Raw genomic sequence first — 16,529 nt, 5'->3', positions numbered from 1 at the left:
GGCTTGTGCTAGGTCGTAGTGCGGTGGAAGCGTCCAGCACCTGCCTGATCGCGAGGACGCACGACGATCTGATCCAGGTTCACATGTGACGGACGTGCCGCGACAAAGCCGATGATCTCGGCGATGTCCTGAGCCACAAGCGGAGTGATGCCTTCGTACACCTTGTCGGCCTTCTCCTGATCGCCCTCGAAACGGACCAGGGAGAATTCGGTTTCGACGGCGCCGGGAGCGATCTCCGTCAACCGAACGGGCTTGCCCAACAATTCGCCGCGCAGGGTCCGATGCAGAACGGCCTGAGCATGTTTGGCGGTGGTGTACCCGGAACCGTTGTCGTACGCCTCGAGTGCGGCGATCGAGGTGATGGTGACCACCAAACCGTCGCCGGAGTCGATGAGCTTGGGCAGCAACGCTTTTGTGACCCGCAAAGTGCCCAGCACATTGGTTTCCCACATCCAGCGCCAGTCGTCGAGATCCGCCTCCATGACTGTCGCCAGGCCCTTGGCGCCGCCCGCATTGTTCACCAGGACGTCGACGCGGGGCAGGACCGCGGCAAATGCGTCGACGGAATCCTCGTCGGTGACGTCGAGTTCGAGCGCGGTGCCGCCGATCTCCTCGGCGATCTTCTCGAGGCGATCGAGGCGCCGGGCCCCGATCACCACGTGAAATCCCTGATCGGCAAGCGTGCGGGCAGTGGCCTCGCCGATTCCGGAGCTGGCTCCGGTGACAACAGCGACGCGGGCATCGGAAGAAATGGTCATGACGTAATCGTAGGGCTAGTCGGCCGCGTACTCTGCCTCCCGCTCGATGGATTCGATGTGACGGGCCGGGACCTGGACGGTTCCCGGGGTGTATGTGACGGCTCGGAGCGCGCCGCTGTAGCGGAAGCTGCCGCGTCGCCCGTGCAGGTCCCAGGACACCGGTCCACGCGCATCGACGCCGACCGAGATGCCGGTCCACGGCGCCATGCCCACAAGTTGGACCTGATCGCGGAGGTGGCCGGCCGGAACGCCGTCGACGCTGACGTCGAGGTTCCAGCGCAGGCGCGGCGCGACTCTCACCGCAACGTCGATGCGGGTGCTGCCCACCGCGAGCGGCCCGGTGTCGATGCTTCGGTAGTCCCCGAACGCGTTGTATCCGAGATGGAGATGGCCGTCTTCGACGTACAGGATGTACCCGCCTTGGGGGTCGCCGTGCGCTACGAGGACGCCGGAGTCGCCGCCCTGGTAGCCGCTCAGTTCTACGGTGATGTCGAAGTCGCGGAAGGCGATGAGCCGAGACGATCGGTATCGCTCGAGGGTTGGGGTACCTGCCAGGATTCGCACCGGCCGCGACAGCGCTTGTTCCTCGGGCCGACGCACCGCTCCGACGCCGTTGCCCAACAGCGGGAAGACGGTGTTCGCCCACGCCGAGTTGTCCCAGGCGTCGGCAAGTTCGCGGACCTTGTCCGGGTACTGCGCGGCGAGATTGTTCAGTTCGGTGGGGTCTGCGGTGACGTCGAACAGTTGCCAGTCGGGTTCGTCGATGTTGTCGGGTGCCAGCGCCAGCAGTTTCCAGCCGTCCTTGTAGTACCCGCGGTTGCCGGTCATTTCGGTGTATTGCTCGGTGTGGGAGCTCGGTGCCACCGGTGAGTGCAGAACGTGGGCAGCCGAGACTCCGTCGAACTCCTTGGCGGGCAGGCCATGACGCACGGTCGGAACGTCGATGCCTGCAAGATCGAGGAGGGTGGGGGTCAGATCGGTGACGTAGGCAAACTGGTCTCGAATGCCGTTGTCGGCCGCAGCCGGTTTGATACCGGCCGGCCAGGACAGGACAAACGGCACTCGGACGCCACCGGCAAACGATTGGCCCTTGTAGAACCGGAACGGGGTGTTGGACGTCTGTCCCCATCCGCGAGGGTAGTGAACCCCCAACTGCGGACCACCGATCAACGATTCGTCGTGCGGGACGTCGCCTACCCACTCGGGATCCTGCACGTGCGCGAATTGCGCGAAGTAGCTGCGCGTGCCGTCTGAACCACCCTCGGCCGTGCCGCCGTTGTCGGAGGTGAAGACGATGATGGTGTTGTCCAACTCTCCGAGTTCTTCGAGCGTCTCGACAATGCGGCCAACGCTTTGATCAACCGAATCCACCATGCCTGCATAGACTTCCATGTAGCGGGCAAACCGCGACTGTTGCTCCGATGTCAGGGAATTCCATTCGCGAACGTCGAAGCCAGGCTCGGAATTACGCGGTGCTTGCCGCGTACCTTCGGGGAACAGTCCCGCCGCGAGCTGAGCAGCAAAGCGGGATTCGCGGATTCGGTCCCAGCCTTCGTTGTAGCGGCCCCGGTACTTGGCTTGATCTTCGGTTTTGGCTTGCAACGGCCCGTGCATGGCGACGTGCGCAAAGTAGAGGAAAAACGGCTTCTCCGCATCGTGTGCCCGAAGATCCTTGATGTAGCTGACAGCTTTGTCGGTGAGATCGTCTGTCAGATAGTAATTCTCGGGATACTCGTCGACGTCGACGACGGAGTTGTCGGAGATCAATTGATTGGGGTAGTAGAAGGAATTGAGGCCTTCGAGTGATCCGTAGTAGCGGTCGAATCCGCGCTGCGTCGGCCAGGAGTCGCGGCTGCGACCCGGCGCGAGGTTGGCGTCACGCACAAGGTGCCATTTACCGACCGCGTATGTGGCGTAACCGGATTCGCGAAGGATCTCAGGCAGGGTCAGGATGTCGTCACCAAGCTCGAGCCGTAAGCCCGGGTAGCCGGGGTCGGCGTTTGCCACGAACCCGTATCCCGCCCGATGTGGATTGACTCCGGTCAGGAGCGCTGCCCGAGAGGGTGAGCACAGCGGCGTCGTGTGATAGTTGGTGAGCCGAACACCTTGTGCAGCAAGTCGGTCCAGGGTCGGTGTCTCGATCTCCGATCCGAACGGGCCGATGTCGCTGTATCCCATGTCGTCGATCAAGACGACCACGATGTTGGGGGCATCCGACGCCGGTGACGCTGTCGACGGCCAAGACGGGATCGAGTCGGCTGCGGTACGGCCGATCCGGCCACCGAACCCCTCGTAGCCGCGTGCGTGTGGTGGGGGAGTGGTGTCTGCGCCGGTCATGTCAGCACTAAAACAGCTGTATTTGCGGTTGGCCATAGTTGCATTCACTGTGATCGTTACCGCACCCGATTTGTGAAACTGGGCAGAGCTGCTATTTTTGGATCTATGTCGACCGACCAGCCTGCCGCTTTGCGCGTCACCTATGTGACCGCTGCGTTGGGGTCGCGTCTGCCTCTGGCACGCGAACTGTGTTGTTGCCGCCGTTCTTTCTGCAGCTAATTTTCTGCGCCGCTCTCCACCCTTTCTTCCTTGACCAGCATTGATGCCGGTCCGAGGGCTGAAGTGTGCGCTTTCTCCTCCTTCTGCAAGGGACTGCCATGTCGACCCCCACACTTACTGCCCCGCAGCTTCGATCACGAACCGTCCTCTCCGGACCGCGGCCTCAGGTTGTTGCACCTGAGCTGCGCATCGCCGACGGACCGGCGGCAACGGTCCTCCGCATCGCTCGGCTGAGAGGCCCGATTTCGCGGGACACTGCTGCCAAGGCCTCCGGGTTGAGCATTGCAACCGTCAATCGGCAGGTCACGAGCCTGCTCGACCTCGGAGTGGTCCGTGAGCGAGCAGATCTGATTGCCTCAGGCGCCATCGGTCGCCCCAAGGTTCCGTTCGAGGTGAATCACGAGCCGTATCTGACGGTCGGCATCCACATCGGTGCAGCCGTCACCAGCATCATTGCCAGCGATATTCGGGGCCGGGTGCTCGGCGCCGTCGAAATCCCGACGCCCACCACCAATTCATCTGTTGCACTCGCGACTATCGCGCGTTCGGCAAAATCGTTCACTTCCCGTTGGCACAAACGTCGACCGCTGGCTGTCGGCGTTGCGATCGGTGGACGCGTCGACTCTGCTACCGGCGTGGTCGACCACCCCCGATTGGGATGGAAGGGAGCAAAGGTCGGCGCCGTCATCGGAGCCGGATTGGGCTTGCCGGTTTCGGTTGCCGCGCACGTCGAGGCCATGGCCGCATCGGAATTGCTGCTGAGCGCCGATCGCACCGAGACACCGGCTACCGGGACCACTGCGCTGTACTTCTATGCGCGTGAAACATCAGGCATTGCGATCACTTTCGAGGGTCGCGTGCACACCCCGTCCAGCGGACCGGGCTCGATCGCGCACCTGCCGACGGGGTCGTCGGCCCGGTGCGCCTGCGGTTCCGTGGGGTGCTTGGAAGCGACCATCAGCGATCGAGCGATTGTGACGCAGGCGCTGTCGAGCGGCGCGGTGATTCAGGGTAGCGAGCGCATCACCATCGCCGACGTGTACGCGGCGGCCTCTGCCGGTTCGGCTGCGGCACATGAACTCCTGGTCGAACGAGCCCGGGTGCTGGGCCGGACGGTGGCGCTGTTGCGTGATCTGTTCAACCCGGATCGTGTGATCCTCGGTGGCCAGGCTTTCACCGACTACCCGGCCGGCGCGCCGTATGTCGCCGAGGCTTTCTCGACGACATCGTCCCTGGAGCGTAAGGACATTCGGATCACCGGCTTCGGGAATCGGGTGCAGGAATACGCGTCGACCGTGGTGTCGCTGAGCTCGCTGTTCGCTGATCCGGCCGCAGCGATGCGCCGGGCCGCCGTCATCTGACTTCGTCTGTGCCGGTTACAGCTCCGGCCGGTCGAGTACCCGCAACCATCGTCCGTCGGGCTGGCGGCGCGCAACCTGAGTGCGTCCGCCGGTACCGTCGGCCGGCGCAGTGGAGGTCATCGCGAGATCACCGCTGACGACCGTCGGCAGCGCCTTCTCGACGGTGAACGTGGGTGCGGCAGCGAGCATCTGTGCGATCACGTCGCGGATGGCCGAACGCCCGACGGTCAGCGAACCGGGCGGAAATGCCATCACGGCGCCCTCTTCGTAGAGTCCCGCTACTGCGTCGGCGTCACCGGCGTTGGCGAACTCGACAAAGAGGCGAGCGAGGTCTTCCGGGGTCCGGGCTTCTCGAGTTGTGTCTGTTGTTGTCATGCCTCCATCGTGCTGCGATGCTGATGATAAGTCCAAGATCTGGTTTGTCTCGTAGCTAGAATCAACAGTTATGGAACTTCGGCAACTCGAGTACTTCGTCGCAGTGGTCGACGAAGCGAATTTCACCCGCGCGGCCGAGCGTCTACACGTCGCTCAACCAGGTGTGAGTGCGCAGATCAAACGCCTCGAGCGGGAGCTGGGGCAGGAACTGCTCGATCGAAGCGGCCGGACCGTACGTCCCACTGAAGCGGGGCGCGCTGTGCTGCCCCACGCTCGCGCTGCCCTGGCCTCCGTGGACAGCGTCCGCGACGTCGTGGACGCGCTGAAAGGTTTGGTCCGAGGCTCGGTTTCCGTCGGGATGGTGACGGCCTGTGCTTCGGCTGACCTGACAGATCTCCTGGCTCGGCTGCACCTCCGACATCCGGGTCTGGATATCTCTCTGGCCGAAGATGATTCACGCAACCTTCTTGCCGGTGTCGCGGACGGAACCTTCGACATAGCGGTTGTCGGGGTGGCGGGGGAGCTGCCCGAGGGCCTCGAATCCCGCGTGATCACCGATGAGCGACTGGTGGCGGGAGTGGCCGCGAATCATCCACTTGCCGAACGGGATACTCTGCCGTTCGCGGAACTCGGGACGCGGTCCGTGATCTGCCTTCCACCGGGAACCGGTATCAGGACGTGCCTCGACGCGGCCTGCGTGGCGGTAGGCGTCGCCCCCACAGTTGCGCTCGAGGCCAGCAATCTCGGGATTATCGTCTCACTGGCAGCGCAGGGGTTGGGGATGGCGGTTATCCCGGAATCCGCAGTGGGACAGTTGCATCGGATCAACCTCGAACCTGAGGCCCGGTCCCGCTTGGAAATGGTGTGGCGCGCCCGCGGCGGCAAGAATCCGGCGGCGTCGGCGCTCATAGATCTGGCGCGATCTGCTCCCGTCTCGTGACTTCCGATTGGGCGCGGTCCAACCCGCCGTGCTCGAGGGCTGCGAGGTGAGAAGTGTCGGTCCAGTACACAGCGCCTCGCCGACGTACGGTCACAGTCAACGTGGCACCCAGATGTTCCAGTGCGCCAGGAACGTTGCGGCGCTGCGCGGGAAGAGGTACCGGGAGGATATGGGCGTCCGACAGGGGAGCGCTGCCCTCGATCTCGACACTCCAGAGGTGATTGCGGCCGTGTAGTGTCCAGCGGTCGTCGGCAACCACTGTGGTCACGGGCGAGGTGACCGGGTTTCCCAGCCGGAATACGGTTCCGTCGGGCAGTGCGACAACAACGGCGGTGACTTCGGTGCGAAGCGGCCCCGCGCTGATCTGCCCGCCCGCGAAGGCGATACATGCATTCGGGTCGGTGAACCCCTGAGCCTGGCCCCACCACCAGGATTCGGGGAAACCACCCTTGCCCCAGTTCTTCTCGCCGTACACCTGTGCTCCGGTGAGATCCCAGGTCTCGCCGTCGATGATCGCGGCGCCCTCGGCTCTGCCACCGAGAAGCCACGGATGCCAGTACTGATTGAGAGCGGGAACAGACTGGAAATAGCTGGAACCGCCGAAGCGTCGACGCGGCCAGAATCGCTGGTTCGAGATGCGAACGTCCAGACGCGCGGTCTCGAGATCGGCGTGTACCTGATCCGTCGTGCCGCGAAAAGCGTTGTCCGCATAGGCCCCTAGCCGGTCAGGATCGGCATATCCGCCGGGATACTCTGTGTCGCTGAGGAACCCGCCGGGATGCGCGGCTACCGCGAGTGTCGACCAATGGCCGTCGGCCGCTCGATTGATTCCGGCCAGTGCAATGACAACGCGGCCGCTTTCCGGCAGCGTGAACCGCCAGAAATAGCCCTCCATCGCAACATCGTGCGAGGCAAGTAGATTGCCGTACGGCGCGGTGGCACCGGATGACCGGTACCCGGGAAGGTTCACGGCCCCAACACTGCCTGGGATGCCGTGACCTGAGCGACCAGACGGCCCTCGTCGTCCCGGAGTTCGGTGACTATCGCGATGGTGCTGCGGCCGGCATGCAACGGCCGGGCAGTTGCAGTGACGGTGCCCTTGCGGACACCCCGAGTGAAGACCGTCGACGAACTGGTAGTCGAGGTGCCGGCGCCGGGTGGCAGGTTGAGGAATGCACAGACGGCGCCGACGCTGTCTGCCAGCGTCATCAAGGCGCCGCCGTGCATTCCGTTACCGGCGGTGGTGCGGTGGTTGTCCCAATCGAGGTGCCCGACAACCTCTTCGGAGGTCGCACTGTCCAACTGCACTCCGGTATGAACGGCAAAAGGCATGCTCGCGACAAGCTGTTCGAGGTCCATGCCTACCGATGCTAACCAGAAGTCGAAGCCGATGTGGAGCTTCGGCTACAGCGGAAGCGCAGTTTCCGACAGGCCGTCCGGGGCGTTGCGTCGACGGAACCACTCGGTACCGAATGCCGCGGTGAGCTGCTCGGTGGGCATCTCGAGGAACGGCCCGAAATCCCCGACCTGTGTGGCGTGTGCGTACATGGCCGCACGCTTCGAGCTGATCACCGAACTGACGTCGACGGCCGTGGTGAGCTGTTCGGCTGGAAGGCCGAACGTCTCGATGTCCGGTGGCTGCGCTTCTTCCGTCCACTCCGGATTGGCCAGCATCAACATCTTCATGTGATCGCGGTTGGTGGACGCCTCGTAGACGAGCGGTGTGCCCGCGAGCTCAGCCGCCCGAATGCCGACGTAGTGCACCTGAATGTGGTCCGGGTGACCGTAACCACCATTGGCGTCGTAGATCGTCAGGATGTCGGCGTTCTCCTCGCGAAGAACTTCTGCCAGACGCTCGGCCGCTTCGTCTACTTCGGCATTGCAGAAAGCGTCGGGATTCTCGTTCTCGGGGGTGCCGACCATTCCGGAATCCGGATAGTGCAGCGACACGACACGGCTGGCACCGAGGGCGTCGGTGGACGCCTCGAGTTCGCGGCTGCGACGCTCCGCCAATGATTCGTGCTCGTCCAACAGGCCGTCGGGATACTCACCCAGCGCACCGTCGGTGGCCGTGACGACAACAACGCGATGACCCGCGTCGGCAGCCATTCTCATGACGCCACCCGTGATGAATACTTCGTCGTCGGGATGGGCGTGGAAACACACCAGGACACTCATTCGCGCAATCGTAGGGCAAGCTACCGACAGGTCAACTCGACCCGGGATTTGTGGTGGCTGCACATATTCTGTGAACCTTGTGTGGTGCACGAGAATCAGTCATGACCAGTTCCGACGATAAAGGCCTGATGGGGGCATATCGCGAGATATTCGCCGCCCCTGGCGCGGTTGCCTTCTCCGCCGCCGGTTTCATCGCGCGGTTGCCGATCGCGATGATCGGCATCGGAATCGTGACGATGATCTCGCAACTTCGTGGTGACTACGGGCTGGCCGGCGCGCTCGCCGCAGTGTTTGCGCTGTCCTGCGCCGTCATAGCGCCGTTGGTGTCCCGCACGGTGGATCGCTTCGGGCAGCGCGCGGTTCTGCCCCTGGCCGCTGCGGTCAGCGCCATCTCGATCGGTGCGCTGCTGCTGTCCGTGAGACTCGAAGCGCCGGACTGGCTGCTGTTCGCTCTGGTGATCCCGGCCGGTGCGACCCCGACGATCGGTGCGATGGTTCGCGCCAGGTGGGTTGCGATCTACGTCGGAAAACCTGAGTTGCGCACAGCTTTTGCGTTCGAATCCGTCGTCGACGAACTCTGTTTCGTCGTGGGGCCGGTGCTCTCGGTCGGTCTGAGCATCGGGCTGTTTCCCGAAGCCGGTCCGCTCGCGGGAGTAATTCTTCTTGTGGTCGGCACGCTCCTACTGGTGGCGCAGCGATCGACGGAACCCAAGATTCATCCACGCACACCGGGCCGGGGACGCTCGGTTCTCGCGAACCCGGCGATGTGGATCGTCATCATCGTGATGGTGATGCTGGGAACCATGTTCGGTGTCATCGACGTCGGTGCCATCGCGTTCACCCAGGAACAGAACTCGCCCGGGTCGGCGACTGTCGTCCTCGCCCTGTTTGCCGGCGGATCGGGAATCGTGGGCTTGGTGTTCGGGTCCCGGCACCCGACGCGCTCGCTACGCGGACAGCTGATGATCGCGTCCATTGCCGTCACCGTGCTGAGCATTCCGCTCCTGCTGGTCGGCAGCGTCGCGGGACTGGCAGCGGCCTACATCCTGGCCGGCGCAACAATCGCGCCGACGCTCATCATCGCCACAGCTCTTGTCGAGCAGATCGTCCCACCCGAGAAACTCACCGAAGGTATGACGCTGACGGTGACCGGCCTGGGCGTCGGCGTGGCGCTCGGATCCGCGCTGGCGGGGCAGCTGATCGACCGCTACGGAGTCTCGTCGGCGTACACGCTTGCCGTCGGCGCAGCGGTCACAGCCTCTATCGTGACGGCATGTCTATTCGTGAAGCCGTCAGCGTCGACGGCACGTCCATCGTCTACCGAGTAACCGGAAACCCGGAAGCAACCCCGCTGGTCCTGCTGCACGGCTGGGCACAGTCCTCGCAGTGCTGGGGTGAGCAGGTTCTGAGCGAACTGGCATCCTCGCACCGGTTGATCGCCGTTGATCTACGCGGCCACGGATACTCCGACGCCCCCGAAGACGGTTACGACAACAGCGCGAACTGGGCCGGCGATGTTGCCGCTGTCCTGGCAGCCGAGGGCATCACCGAGAAAGCCGTGTTGCTCGGGTGGTCGTACGGCGGGCTCGTGATCTGCGATTACCTGGCAGCGCACGGAACGCACGCTGTGGCCGGCGTTGTCCTGGTCGGCGCGATCACGAGCATCGGGCGCGGTGAGAAGGGCGGCAAGGTGGGTGCGGCGATGCGCAGCGCTGTTCCCGGTGCCATGTCGGAAGATCCCCGCGAGGCGATTCGGGCACTCGGCGCGTTCGGCAACGCGCTCACCGGCCCGCCGGAAGGCAAAGGGGCCCAGTCGCAGGCCCTGTTCGGTGCGAGCCTCGCGACCCGCCCGCGCGTGCGGGCCGCACTGTTCAACCGTGCGGTCGGTCACGACGAACTGCTCCGTTCCCTCGACATCCCGGCGCTGGTTCTGCACGGCACCGAAGACTCCGTTGTCGACGTGAGTGCAGGTAAGCACGCCGAAGAGCTGATTCCGAAGTCGCAGGCGTCGTACTGGGACGGCTGCGATCACGGGCCGTTCGTGGAGGATCCGACCCGATTCGTGTCCGAAGTGAGAACGTTCGTCTCCAGCCTCGGTTAGAGTTCGCGCCCGGTGAGGGGGCACTATGGAGTCGTGACACCCACGCACACTTCGCGCCCTCGCCGGGTGGCCGTACTGTCGGTCCACACCTCGCCCTTGGCGCAACCAGGCACCGGTGATGCAGGTGGGATGAACGTCTACGTCCTGCAATCCGCGATTCAGTTGGCAAAACGTGGTGTCGAGGTGGAGATTTTCACCCGCGCGACGTCATCGGCAGACGCTCCCGTCGTCGAAGCCGCACCGGGGGTTCGGGTGCGCAACGTCGCCGCCGGTCCGTTCGAGGGCCTCGACAAGGCAGATCTCCCGACGCAACTCTGCGCGTTTGTCGCCGGAGTCCTGCGAGAGGAAGCGCGTCGTGAACCGGGCTATTACAGCCTGATTCACTCGCACTACTGGCTGTCCGGGCAGGTCGGCTGGTTGGCTCGGGACCGCTGGGGCGTTCCGCTCGTCCACACCGCGCACACTCTTGCCGCCGTCAAGAACCTGTCGATGGCAGAGGGGGACACGCCCGAACCTGCCGCTCGGCAGATCGGGGAGCAACAGGTTGTGGCCGAGTCCGATCGGCTTGTTGCAAACACCACCGACGAAGCCAAAGCTCTCCACGAGTTGTACGGGGCCGACCCGACGCGCATCGACGTCGTCGCGCCTGGTGCGGATCTGACGCTCTATCGTCCGGGCGATCGTGATCGGGCCAGGGCGTCGTTCGGCCTGAATCCCAACGAAGTGATCGTGACGTTTGTCGGTCGCATTCAGCCCCTCAAGGCGCCGGACGTCCTTCTGCGTGCAGCTGCGGAAGTCATCAGCCGCCATCCCGGATTGCCGCTGCGGATCCTGGTCGTCGGTGGTCCCTCCGGCACCGGGTTGGCTCAGCCGGACGTCTTGATCGAGCTGGCACGCGCCCTCGGCATCACAGCGCAGGTGACCTTCCTGCCGCCGCAGGCGCCGACGCGGCTGGCCGATGTGTATCGGGCGTCGGATCTTGTTGCGGTACCGAGCTATTCGGAATCATTCGGCCTGGTGGCCATCGAGGCTCAAGCCTGTGGGACTCCGGTGATTGCCGCTGACGTCGGTGGTTTGGGTGTTGCCGTTCGCAACGGTGAGACGGGCCTACTGGTGCAGGGGCACAAGACTCAGGATTGGGCAGGCGCTCTCGAAGCGCTGGTCACCGAACCCGCGCGTCTGGAAACTCTTGCCGAGCGCGCTCCGCGTCACGCGGAGAACTTCTCGTGGGAACACACCGCGGACGGACTTCTCGAGAGCTACCGCAAAGCCGGCGTCAACTACAACAACGGAACCGGTCCCAGTGACTTCTCGCCCCGCCGCGCGCGGGGACTGTGGCGTCTGCGACGGACCGGAGGAGTGCGTACATGAGCAGTGTTTCCGACATCATCGAGCAGGCCCTCACCGAGCGTGAACTCGAATTCACGAAGCGCGACGGCACCCATTTCATCGTCGAACTTCCCGGTGAGCACAAACTCAAGACGTCGACTTTGCTGACCGTCGGGAACCACGGTGTGCGGGTCGAAGCTTTTGTGTGCCGCAAGGTCGACGAGAACTTCGAGGGTGTCTACAAGTTCCTGCTCAAGCGGAACCGTCGCCTGTACGGGGTGGCGTACACGCTCGACAAGGTCGGGGACATCTACCTCGTCGGCAAGATCTCCGAACATGCGGTGACCGGTGACGAACTCGATCGAGTTCTCGGCCAGGTCCTCGAGGCTGCGGACGGCGATTTCAACGTCATCCTCGAACTCGGATTCTTCTCGTCCATCAAGCGTGAATGGGCATGGCGCGTCTCGCGTGGGGAGTCGCTGGCGAACCTGCAACCGTTCAAGCATCTGATCGAAGAAGCGGACGGCGAGAAAGCGGACGCTGAAGAATTGGACACTGCCGCCGAGAAGTGATGCGTGAGACATATCGGCGATGTGTCCCGTAGGGTGTTCTTTACTTTGTGACTACCATCACGGAATAATGCTGTTTCCGTAAGTCACAGTAAATTGTTCGTCACCTTGCCGCGCAACCTTCACGAGGAGCACCGTTGAGCTTCAAGAGTCCGTTCCCCGACGTCGACATCCCCAACGTCAGTGTCTACGACTTCCTGTTCGGAAACATCGAACCCGCTGATCTCGACAAGACTGCGTTTGTCGAGGGCGCTTCGGGCACCGTCACCACGTACGCCTCGCTGATCGCGCAGATCAACGGCGTCGCTGGAGCCCTCGCCGCGCGCGGACTCGCTGTGGGGGACGTCGTCGCTCTGCATTCACCGAACGTCCCGGCGTTCGGATCCGTCTTCCACGGCATCTTGCGTGCCGGTGGCGTTGCGACCACCATCAACGCTCTCTACACCGCCGAGGACATCGCCAAGCAACTCACCGACTCGAAGGCCACGTTCCTCTTCACGGTCTCGCCGCTGCTTCCGCAAGCCAAGGCGGCGGCCGACGAGGTCGGCATCCCCGCCGAGAACGTGATCGTCCTCGACGGCGCCGAAGGCCACCTCTCGCTGCGCGATCTGCTCGGTGAAGGTGCGACGCCGCCCGAGGTTTCCTTCGATCCGGCCACCCAACTCGCGGTGCTGCCGTACTCGTCAGGGACTACCGGTCGACCCAAGGGGGTCATGCTCACCCATCGCAACCTGGTCGCGAACGTCTGCCAGATCATGCCGCGGATGGGCATCGGCTCCGACGACAAGATTCTCGCAGTCCTGCCGTTCTTCCACATCTACGGCATGACGGTGCTGCTCAACGCCGCGCTCTTCGCCCGCGCGAGCCTGATCACGATGCCGAAGTTCGATCTCGTCGAATTTCTGCGGATCGTCGCCGAGCAGAAATCGACGTACATCTTCGTCGCGCCGCCCGTCGCGGTCGCGTTGGCGAAACATCCACTGGTCGACCAGTACGACCTGTCGAGTGTGCACACGATTTTCTCCGGCGCCGCCCCGCTCGATGCCGCCCTCGGCAAGGCCGTCGCCGATCGCCTGAACTGCCGGGTCCGTCAGGGCTACGGCATGTCCGAGATGAGCCCGGTCAGCCATGCAATTCCGTTCGACCGGGACGACATGCCGCTCGACTCGTGCGGCCCGACCATCGCGAACATGGAATGCAAGCTCGTCGATCCGGGTACCGGTGAAGAGGTTGCATACCCGGCGGCCGGTTCCGGTGAGGTCAGTGCGCCCGGTGAGCTGTGGTGCAAGGGCCCGAACATCATGGCCGGGTACCTCGGGAACGAGCAGGCAACCAAAGACACCCTCGACGCCGACGGTTACCTGCGTACCGGCGACATTGCGACCGTCGACGACGAAGGTGTCGTCACCATCGTCGACCGTCTCAAGGAACTGATCAAGTACAAGGGCTACCAGGTTCCGCCGGCCGAACTCGAAGCGTTGCTGCTCACCCACCCGCAGATCGCCGACGCCGCCGTCATCGGAGTACTCGACGAGGAGGGCGAGGAAGTGCCGAAGGCGTTTGTCGTCCTGCAGGACGGTGCCGCGTTGTCCGAGGCCGACGTCATCGCTTTTGTCGCCGAGCGCGTCTCACCGCACAAGAAGGTTCGCAAGGTCGCCTTCATCAGCACGGTCCCCAAGTCCGCGGCCGGAAAGATTCTCCGCAAGGATCTGCGCACCGCAGAAGCAGGCTGACCCTCAAACAGGTGAGCAGTCCCGCTGCGAAACGGTCATCGTCAATCCGTCGTAGCGGGGCGGCTTTGCCCACCCTCGGTGGTGGTTGTGTTTGTTTAACACCGATGTGTGTTGCTGCTCGGAGCGTCATTCACGTCAGGGTCGGTCGACGTGGCACTACTCAAGTCGAGATTGTGTGTGATAGCGGCCCACACAGGTGTGGCAAACCAACTGAGCCAGCGCAGCCCCGGTCGTACGCGGGTGATCGACAAAGCAGCCCAGACAAAGACAGTCGGTCCGAAGAGGAATACGCCGACGAGAACACTCACGATCCAGCTGTCGCCGAGTGCGAGTATGCCCAGAATGCAGAAAAGCGTCCCTCCGACTCTCAATATTGCGGACTTCACCGTGAGTTGCCAACGCGGAAAACGAGTGTCGTAGGTAGACCACCGAACTACGGAGAAGTACCCGGTTGCCAATACGATGCCGGCGAACACTCCAACAGATGCGAGCAATTCCAACGGATTCGGCCACTCGATCGCGATAGAGCGACTTCTCACGATTTGAACAATCGACAAACTTAAGTGCATCGCGATTGTCACCACAATTCCGATTACCAGCGAGCGCCATATATACCCACAAACAACTCTTCGAAATGGAGAGTCCGATCGCACATCAGGGACGGTGTATCCGATCTTGTTTCGCCGTTCGGTTCGTCTGTCGGCAGCCTGTTTTTCAGCATTCTCGCGAAAAAGCTGATCGGCTCGGGTGCTTTCCCTGAGATGGACAAAACCATGAGTAAACACATCATCGCGAAGACACAGGTCATGAGCGAGATACCCGACGTTTCCCGTACCTCGGGTCCGATCCACGCTGCCCCTGCCAACAGCACGGCACCCACCGCCGCCAGCAATGCGGTGACCTCCAACAAGATCCGCCACTGGCTGTGAATGGCCTGTTCTTGTACGGTCAGACTCGAGGCCTTACCGATTGCCAACGCCACTGTGATGGTGGCGCATCCAGCGAACAGTGCGATCGCACAAGTCAGTGTGTTTGCCGGTGTAATTCGTCCGCTCAATTCGGCGTGCAATGCGGGTAACCATGTTCCGGGGGTGACGAGACGGGCATCAGGTGCTGATTCCTCGATTGACGGCCATGTCGTAAGGCCGATGAGGACGAGGACGAGTCCCGAAACTACAGCGATGGAAACCAGTCGATTGACTACCACAGTCCAGAATCGATGTTTGGCTTCGAGTGCATCGGCCGCATCGTTGTTGCCTGGGGCATCGAGATCGGCGGGTGACTCGGGTGGTACGTGAATGTCGTCTTGAGGATTGTGCTTTCGCACCGAATCGACGGTCAAGAGTTCGGCTCCTCTCATATCGGGACATCCGATCTAGCGGGATCCCGAAGCTTGACAGCGCTGGTCGCTGTTGAAGTGAACCGACAGGATAGGTCAATGTTTGACGGATATCGGGATCGCCGAGGTTCGCGGCGGTGGACTGAATGAAACTGTAGTTTTATTGCGGGATTTGATCGAGGGCCGATCACTCATTCAGCCACGGAGCCAAGCATTATTCGATCGGAGCTCACATTTTGCCGAAACGAGAGCGAATGTCCGTAATCTTCGGGCTGGGCGTGGTGACGAAGGTTCGCAAGGCCGCCTTCATCAGCACGGTCCCCAAGTCCGCGGCCGGAAAGATTCTCCGCAAGGATCTGCGCACCGCAGAAGCAGCGCAAAGCTGATTTCGCGGCAGGGTTGATCAAGACGTGTTCCGGTACTCATGCCAGGATGAACGGCATGAGTATCGGAACACTGGTCCTGCTTCGCCACGGCGAGAGCGAATGGAATGCACTCAATCTGTTCACCGGCTGGGTGGACGTACACCTGACCGACAAGGGCATGGCCGAAGGCAAGCGCGCCGGCGAACTGCTCGCCGAGCACGGCCTGCTGCCCGATGTCCTCTACACCTCGCTGCTTCGCCGCGCGATCAGCACCGCCAACCTCGCACTCGATGCGGCCGATCGCCACTGGATCCCCGTCGTCCGCGACTGGCGCCTCAACGAGCGCCATTACGGCGCCCTGCAGGGCAAGAACAAGGCTCAGACCAAAGAGGAGTACGGCAACGATCAGTTCATGCTGTGGCGTCGTAGCTACGACACGCCGCCGCCGGCCATCGAAGCGGGCAGCGAATACAGCCAGGACACCGATCCGCGTTACGCAAACCTCGACGAGGTGCCGCTGACCGAGTGCCTGCTCGACGTCGTCAAGCGGTTGATCCCGTACTGGGAAGACACGATCTCCCAGGAACTCCTCGCGGGTAAGAACGTTCTGGTCACCGCGCACGGCAATTCGCTGCGCGCATTGGTCAAGCACCTCGACGGTATTTCCGACGAGGACATCGCCGGTCTCAACATCCCGACGGGCATTCCGCTGCGTTACGACCTCGACGAGAACCTGCAGCCGCTCAACCCGGGCGGCACCTACCTCGATCCCGAGGCGGCCGCCGCAGGCGCTGCCGCAGTGGCGAATCAGGGCGCGAAGTAGCGCCATCATGATGACTTCCGAAGCCCCTCGAACTGACTGTTCGGGGGGCTTCGGCGAACAGCAGATGAACGGCGCGCCAACGCCGCCCACCGGGCGGATGAC

General features: G+C 63.1%; 16 protein-coding genes and 1 pseudogene. 9 read left to right on the top strand and 8 right to left on the bottom strand.

All coding sequences use genetic code 11. The features are described 5' to 3' along the window. Positions 1-8: 8 nt before the first annotated feature. Positions 9-758: an SDR family NAD(P)-dependent oxidoreductase gene (locus tag KYT97_RS10590; protein WP_033235516.1), complete on the bottom strand. Its 750-nt coding sequence runs from the start codon at positions 756-758 to the stop codon at positions 9-11. A 15-nt stretch (positions 759-773) separates the two neighbouring features. Next, on the bottom strand, positions 774-3,095 hold the full coding sequence (locus tag KYT97_RS10585) for an arylsulfatase (RefSeq protein ID WP_116102018.1): 2,322 nt from the start codon (positions 3,093-3,095) through the stop codon (positions 774-776). 317 nt (positions 3,096-3,412) lie between these two features. On the opposite strand from KYT97_RS10585, the gene KYT97_RS10580 reads away from it, so the two are divergent. Continuing rightward, the gene (locus tag KYT97_RS10580; protein ID WP_033235783.1) at positions 3,413-4,675 is read left to right on the top strand and encodes an ROK family transcriptional regulator; all 1,263 of its coding nucleotides are present in this window, start codon (positions 3,413-3,415) and stop codon (positions 4,673-4,675) included. A 15-nt stretch (positions 4,676-4,690) separates the two neighbouring features. On the opposite strand, the gene KYT97_RS10575 is transcribed toward KYT97_RS10580, so the two are convergent. Then, positions 4,691-5,050 (bottom strand): YybH family protein, encoded by a 360-nt coding sequence (locus KYT97_RS10575; protein WP_033235515.1) that lies wholly within the window; start codon positions 5,048-5,050, stop codon positions 4,691-4,693. A gap of 70 nt (positions 5,051-5,120) precedes the next feature. On the opposite strand from KYT97_RS10575, the gene KYT97_RS10570 reads away from it, so the two are divergent. Beyond that, positions 5,121-5,990: a LysR family transcriptional regulator gene (locus tag KYT97_RS10570; RefSeq protein ID WP_116101749.1), complete on the top strand. Its 870-nt coding sequence runs from the start codon at positions 5,121-5,123 to the stop codon at positions 5,988-5,990. Here the strand turns inward: KYT97_RS10570 and KYT97_RS10565 are convergent. From KYT97_RS10565 to KYT97_RS10555, 3 genes are read right to left on the bottom strand one after another with little or no spacing between them, the layout of a single operon-like run. Continuing rightward, positions 5,956-6,960: a tocopherol cyclase family protein gene (locus KYT97_RS10565; RefSeq protein ID WP_245006065.1), complete on the bottom strand. Its 1,005-nt coding sequence runs from the start codon at positions 6,958-6,960 to the stop codon at positions 5,956-5,958. The two genes, KYT97_RS10570 and KYT97_RS10565, sit on opposite strands and share 35 nt — an antisense overlap. Then, complete coding sequence (locus KYT97_RS10560; protein WP_033235512.1) at positions 6,957-7,349, bottom strand: PaaI family thioesterase; 393 nt, start codon at positions 7,347-7,349, stop codon at positions 6,957-6,959. Before KYT97_RS10560 ends, KYT97_RS10565 begins: the two co-directional genes overlap by 4 nt. 45 nt (positions 7,350-7,394) lie before the next feature. Further along, positions 7,395-8,168: a PIG-L family deacetylase gene (locus KYT97_RS10555; protein ID WP_033235511.1), complete on the bottom strand. Its 774-nt coding sequence runs from the start codon at positions 8,166-8,168 to the stop codon at positions 7,395-7,397. Between the two features lie 101 nt (positions 8,169-8,269). Between KYT97_RS10555 and KYT97_RS10550 the strand changes: the two genes are divergently transcribed. From KYT97_RS10550 to KYT97_RS10530, 5 genes are all read left to right on the top strand, one after another. Next, positions 8,270-9,496, top strand: a complete 1,227-nt coding sequence (locus KYT97_RS10550) for an MFS transporter (protein ID WP_219112213.1) — start codon at positions 8,270-8,272, stop codon at positions 9,494-9,496. Further along, positions 9,442-10,269 (top strand): alpha/beta fold hydrolase, encoded by an 828-nt coding sequence (locus tag KYT97_RS10545; protein ID WP_045063884.1) that lies wholly within the window; start codon positions 9,442-9,444, stop codon positions 10,267-10,269. Before KYT97_RS10550 ends, KYT97_RS10545 begins: the two co-directional genes overlap by 55 nt. A gap of 12 nt (positions 10,270-10,281) precedes the next feature. Continuing rightward, positions 10,282-11,640, top strand: coding sequence for a D-inositol-3-phosphate glycosyltransferase (gene mshA / locus KYT97_RS10540; protein ID WP_181317465.1), 1,359 nt, complete (start codon positions 10,282-10,284; stop codon positions 11,638-11,640). Beyond that, positions 11,637-12,170: a type III secretion system chaperone family protein gene (locus KYT97_RS10535; protein WP_051730615.1), complete on the top strand. Its 534-nt coding sequence runs from the start codon at positions 11,637-11,639 to the stop codon at positions 12,168-12,170. The genes mshA and KYT97_RS10535 overlap by 4 nt, the downstream gene beginning before the upstream one ends. Positions 12,171-12,304: 134 nt before the next feature. After that, positions 12,305-13,900 (top strand): AMP-binding protein, encoded by a 1,596-nt coding sequence (locus KYT97_RS10530; RefSeq protein WP_219112212.1) that lies wholly within the window; start codon positions 12,305-12,307, stop codon positions 13,898-13,900. Between the two features lie 95 nt (positions 13,901-13,995). On the opposite strand, the gene KYT97_RS10525 is transcribed toward KYT97_RS10530, so the two are convergent. Both KYT97_RS10525 and KYT97_RS10520 read right to left on the bottom strand, forming a co-directional pair. Continuing rightward, positions 13,996-14,439, bottom strand: coding sequence for a hypothetical protein (locus tag KYT97_RS10525; RefSeq protein WP_219112211.1), 444 nt, complete (start codon positions 14,437-14,439; stop codon positions 13,996-13,998). Between the two features lie 53 nt (positions 14,440-14,492). Further along, entirely contained in the window at positions 14,493-15,242 is a 750-nt protein-coding gene (locus KYT97_RS10520; protein WP_219112209.1) for a hypothetical protein, read from the bottom strand. A gap of 284 nt (positions 15,243-15,526) precedes the next feature. On the opposite strand from KYT97_RS10520, the pseudogene KYT97_RS31070 reads away from it, so the two are divergent. Continuing rightward, a pseudogene (locus KYT97_RS31070) lies at positions 15,527-15,625 on the top strand (AMP-binding enzyme); the annotation flags it as partial. A 46-nt stretch (positions 15,626-15,671) separates the two neighbouring features. Next, positions 15,672-16,427: a phosphoglyceromutase gene (locus KYT97_RS10510; RefSeq protein WP_172936322.1), complete on the top strand. Its 756-nt coding sequence runs from the start codon at positions 15,672-15,674 to the stop codon at positions 16,425-16,427. Positions 16,428-16,529 lie beyond the last annotated feature (102 nt).

The organism is Rhodococcus globerulus, from assembly GCF_019334125.1.
GTDB classification, from domain to species: domain Bacteria; phylum Actinomycetota; class Actinomycetes; order Mycobacteriales; family Mycobacteriaceae; genus Rhodococcus_F; species Rhodococcus_F globerula.
The sequence above is the reverse complement of the archived record's forward strand: the minus strand, read 5'-3'. Positions and strand labels throughout refer to the sequence as shown.

Excerpts from the sequence above, each read along its gene's own strand:
- KYT97_RS10590 (WP_033235516.1), bottom strand. The coding sequence starts at position 758 with ATGACCATTTCTTCCGATGCCCGCGTCGCTGTTGTCACCGGAGCCAGC.
- KYT97_RS10585 (WP_116102018.1), bottom strand. The coding sequence starts at position 3,095 with ATGACCGGCGCAGACACCACTCCCCCACCACACGCACGCGGCTACGAG.
- KYT97_RS10580 (WP_033235783.1), top strand. The coding sequence starts at position 3,413 with ATGTCGACCCCCACACTTACTGCCCCGCAGCTTCGATCACGAACCGTC.
- KYT97_RS10575 (WP_033235515.1), bottom strand. The coding sequence starts at position 5,050 with ATGACAACAACAGACACAACTCGAGAAGCCCGGACCCCGGAAGACCTC.
- KYT97_RS10570 (WP_116101749.1), top strand. The coding sequence starts at position 5,121 with ATGGAACTTCGGCAACTCGAGTACTTCGTCGCAGTGGTCGACGAAGCG.
- KYT97_RS10560 (WP_033235512.1), bottom strand. The coding sequence starts at position 7,349 with ATGGACCTCGAACAGCTTGTCGCGAGCATGCCTTTTGCCGTTCATACC.
- KYT97_RS10555 (WP_033235511.1), bottom strand. The coding sequence starts at position 8,168 with ATGAGTGTCCTGGTGTGTTTCCACGCCCATCCCGACGACGAAGTATTC.
- KYT97_RS10550 (WP_219112213.1), top strand. The coding sequence starts at position 8,270 with ATGACCAGTTCCGACGATAAAGGCCTGATGGGGGCATATCGCGAGATA.
- KYT97_RS10545 (WP_045063884.1), top strand. The coding sequence starts at position 9,442 with ATGTCTATTCGTGAAGCCGTCAGCGTCGACGGCACGTCCATCGTCTAC.
- KYT97_RS10535 (WP_051730615.1), top strand. The coding sequence starts at position 11,637 with ATGAGCAGTGTTTCCGACATCATCGAGCAGGCCCTCACCGAGCGTGAA.
- KYT97_RS10510 (WP_172936322.1), top strand. The coding sequence starts at position 15,672 with ATGAACGGCATGAGTATCGGAACACTGGTCCTGCTTCGCCACGGCGAG.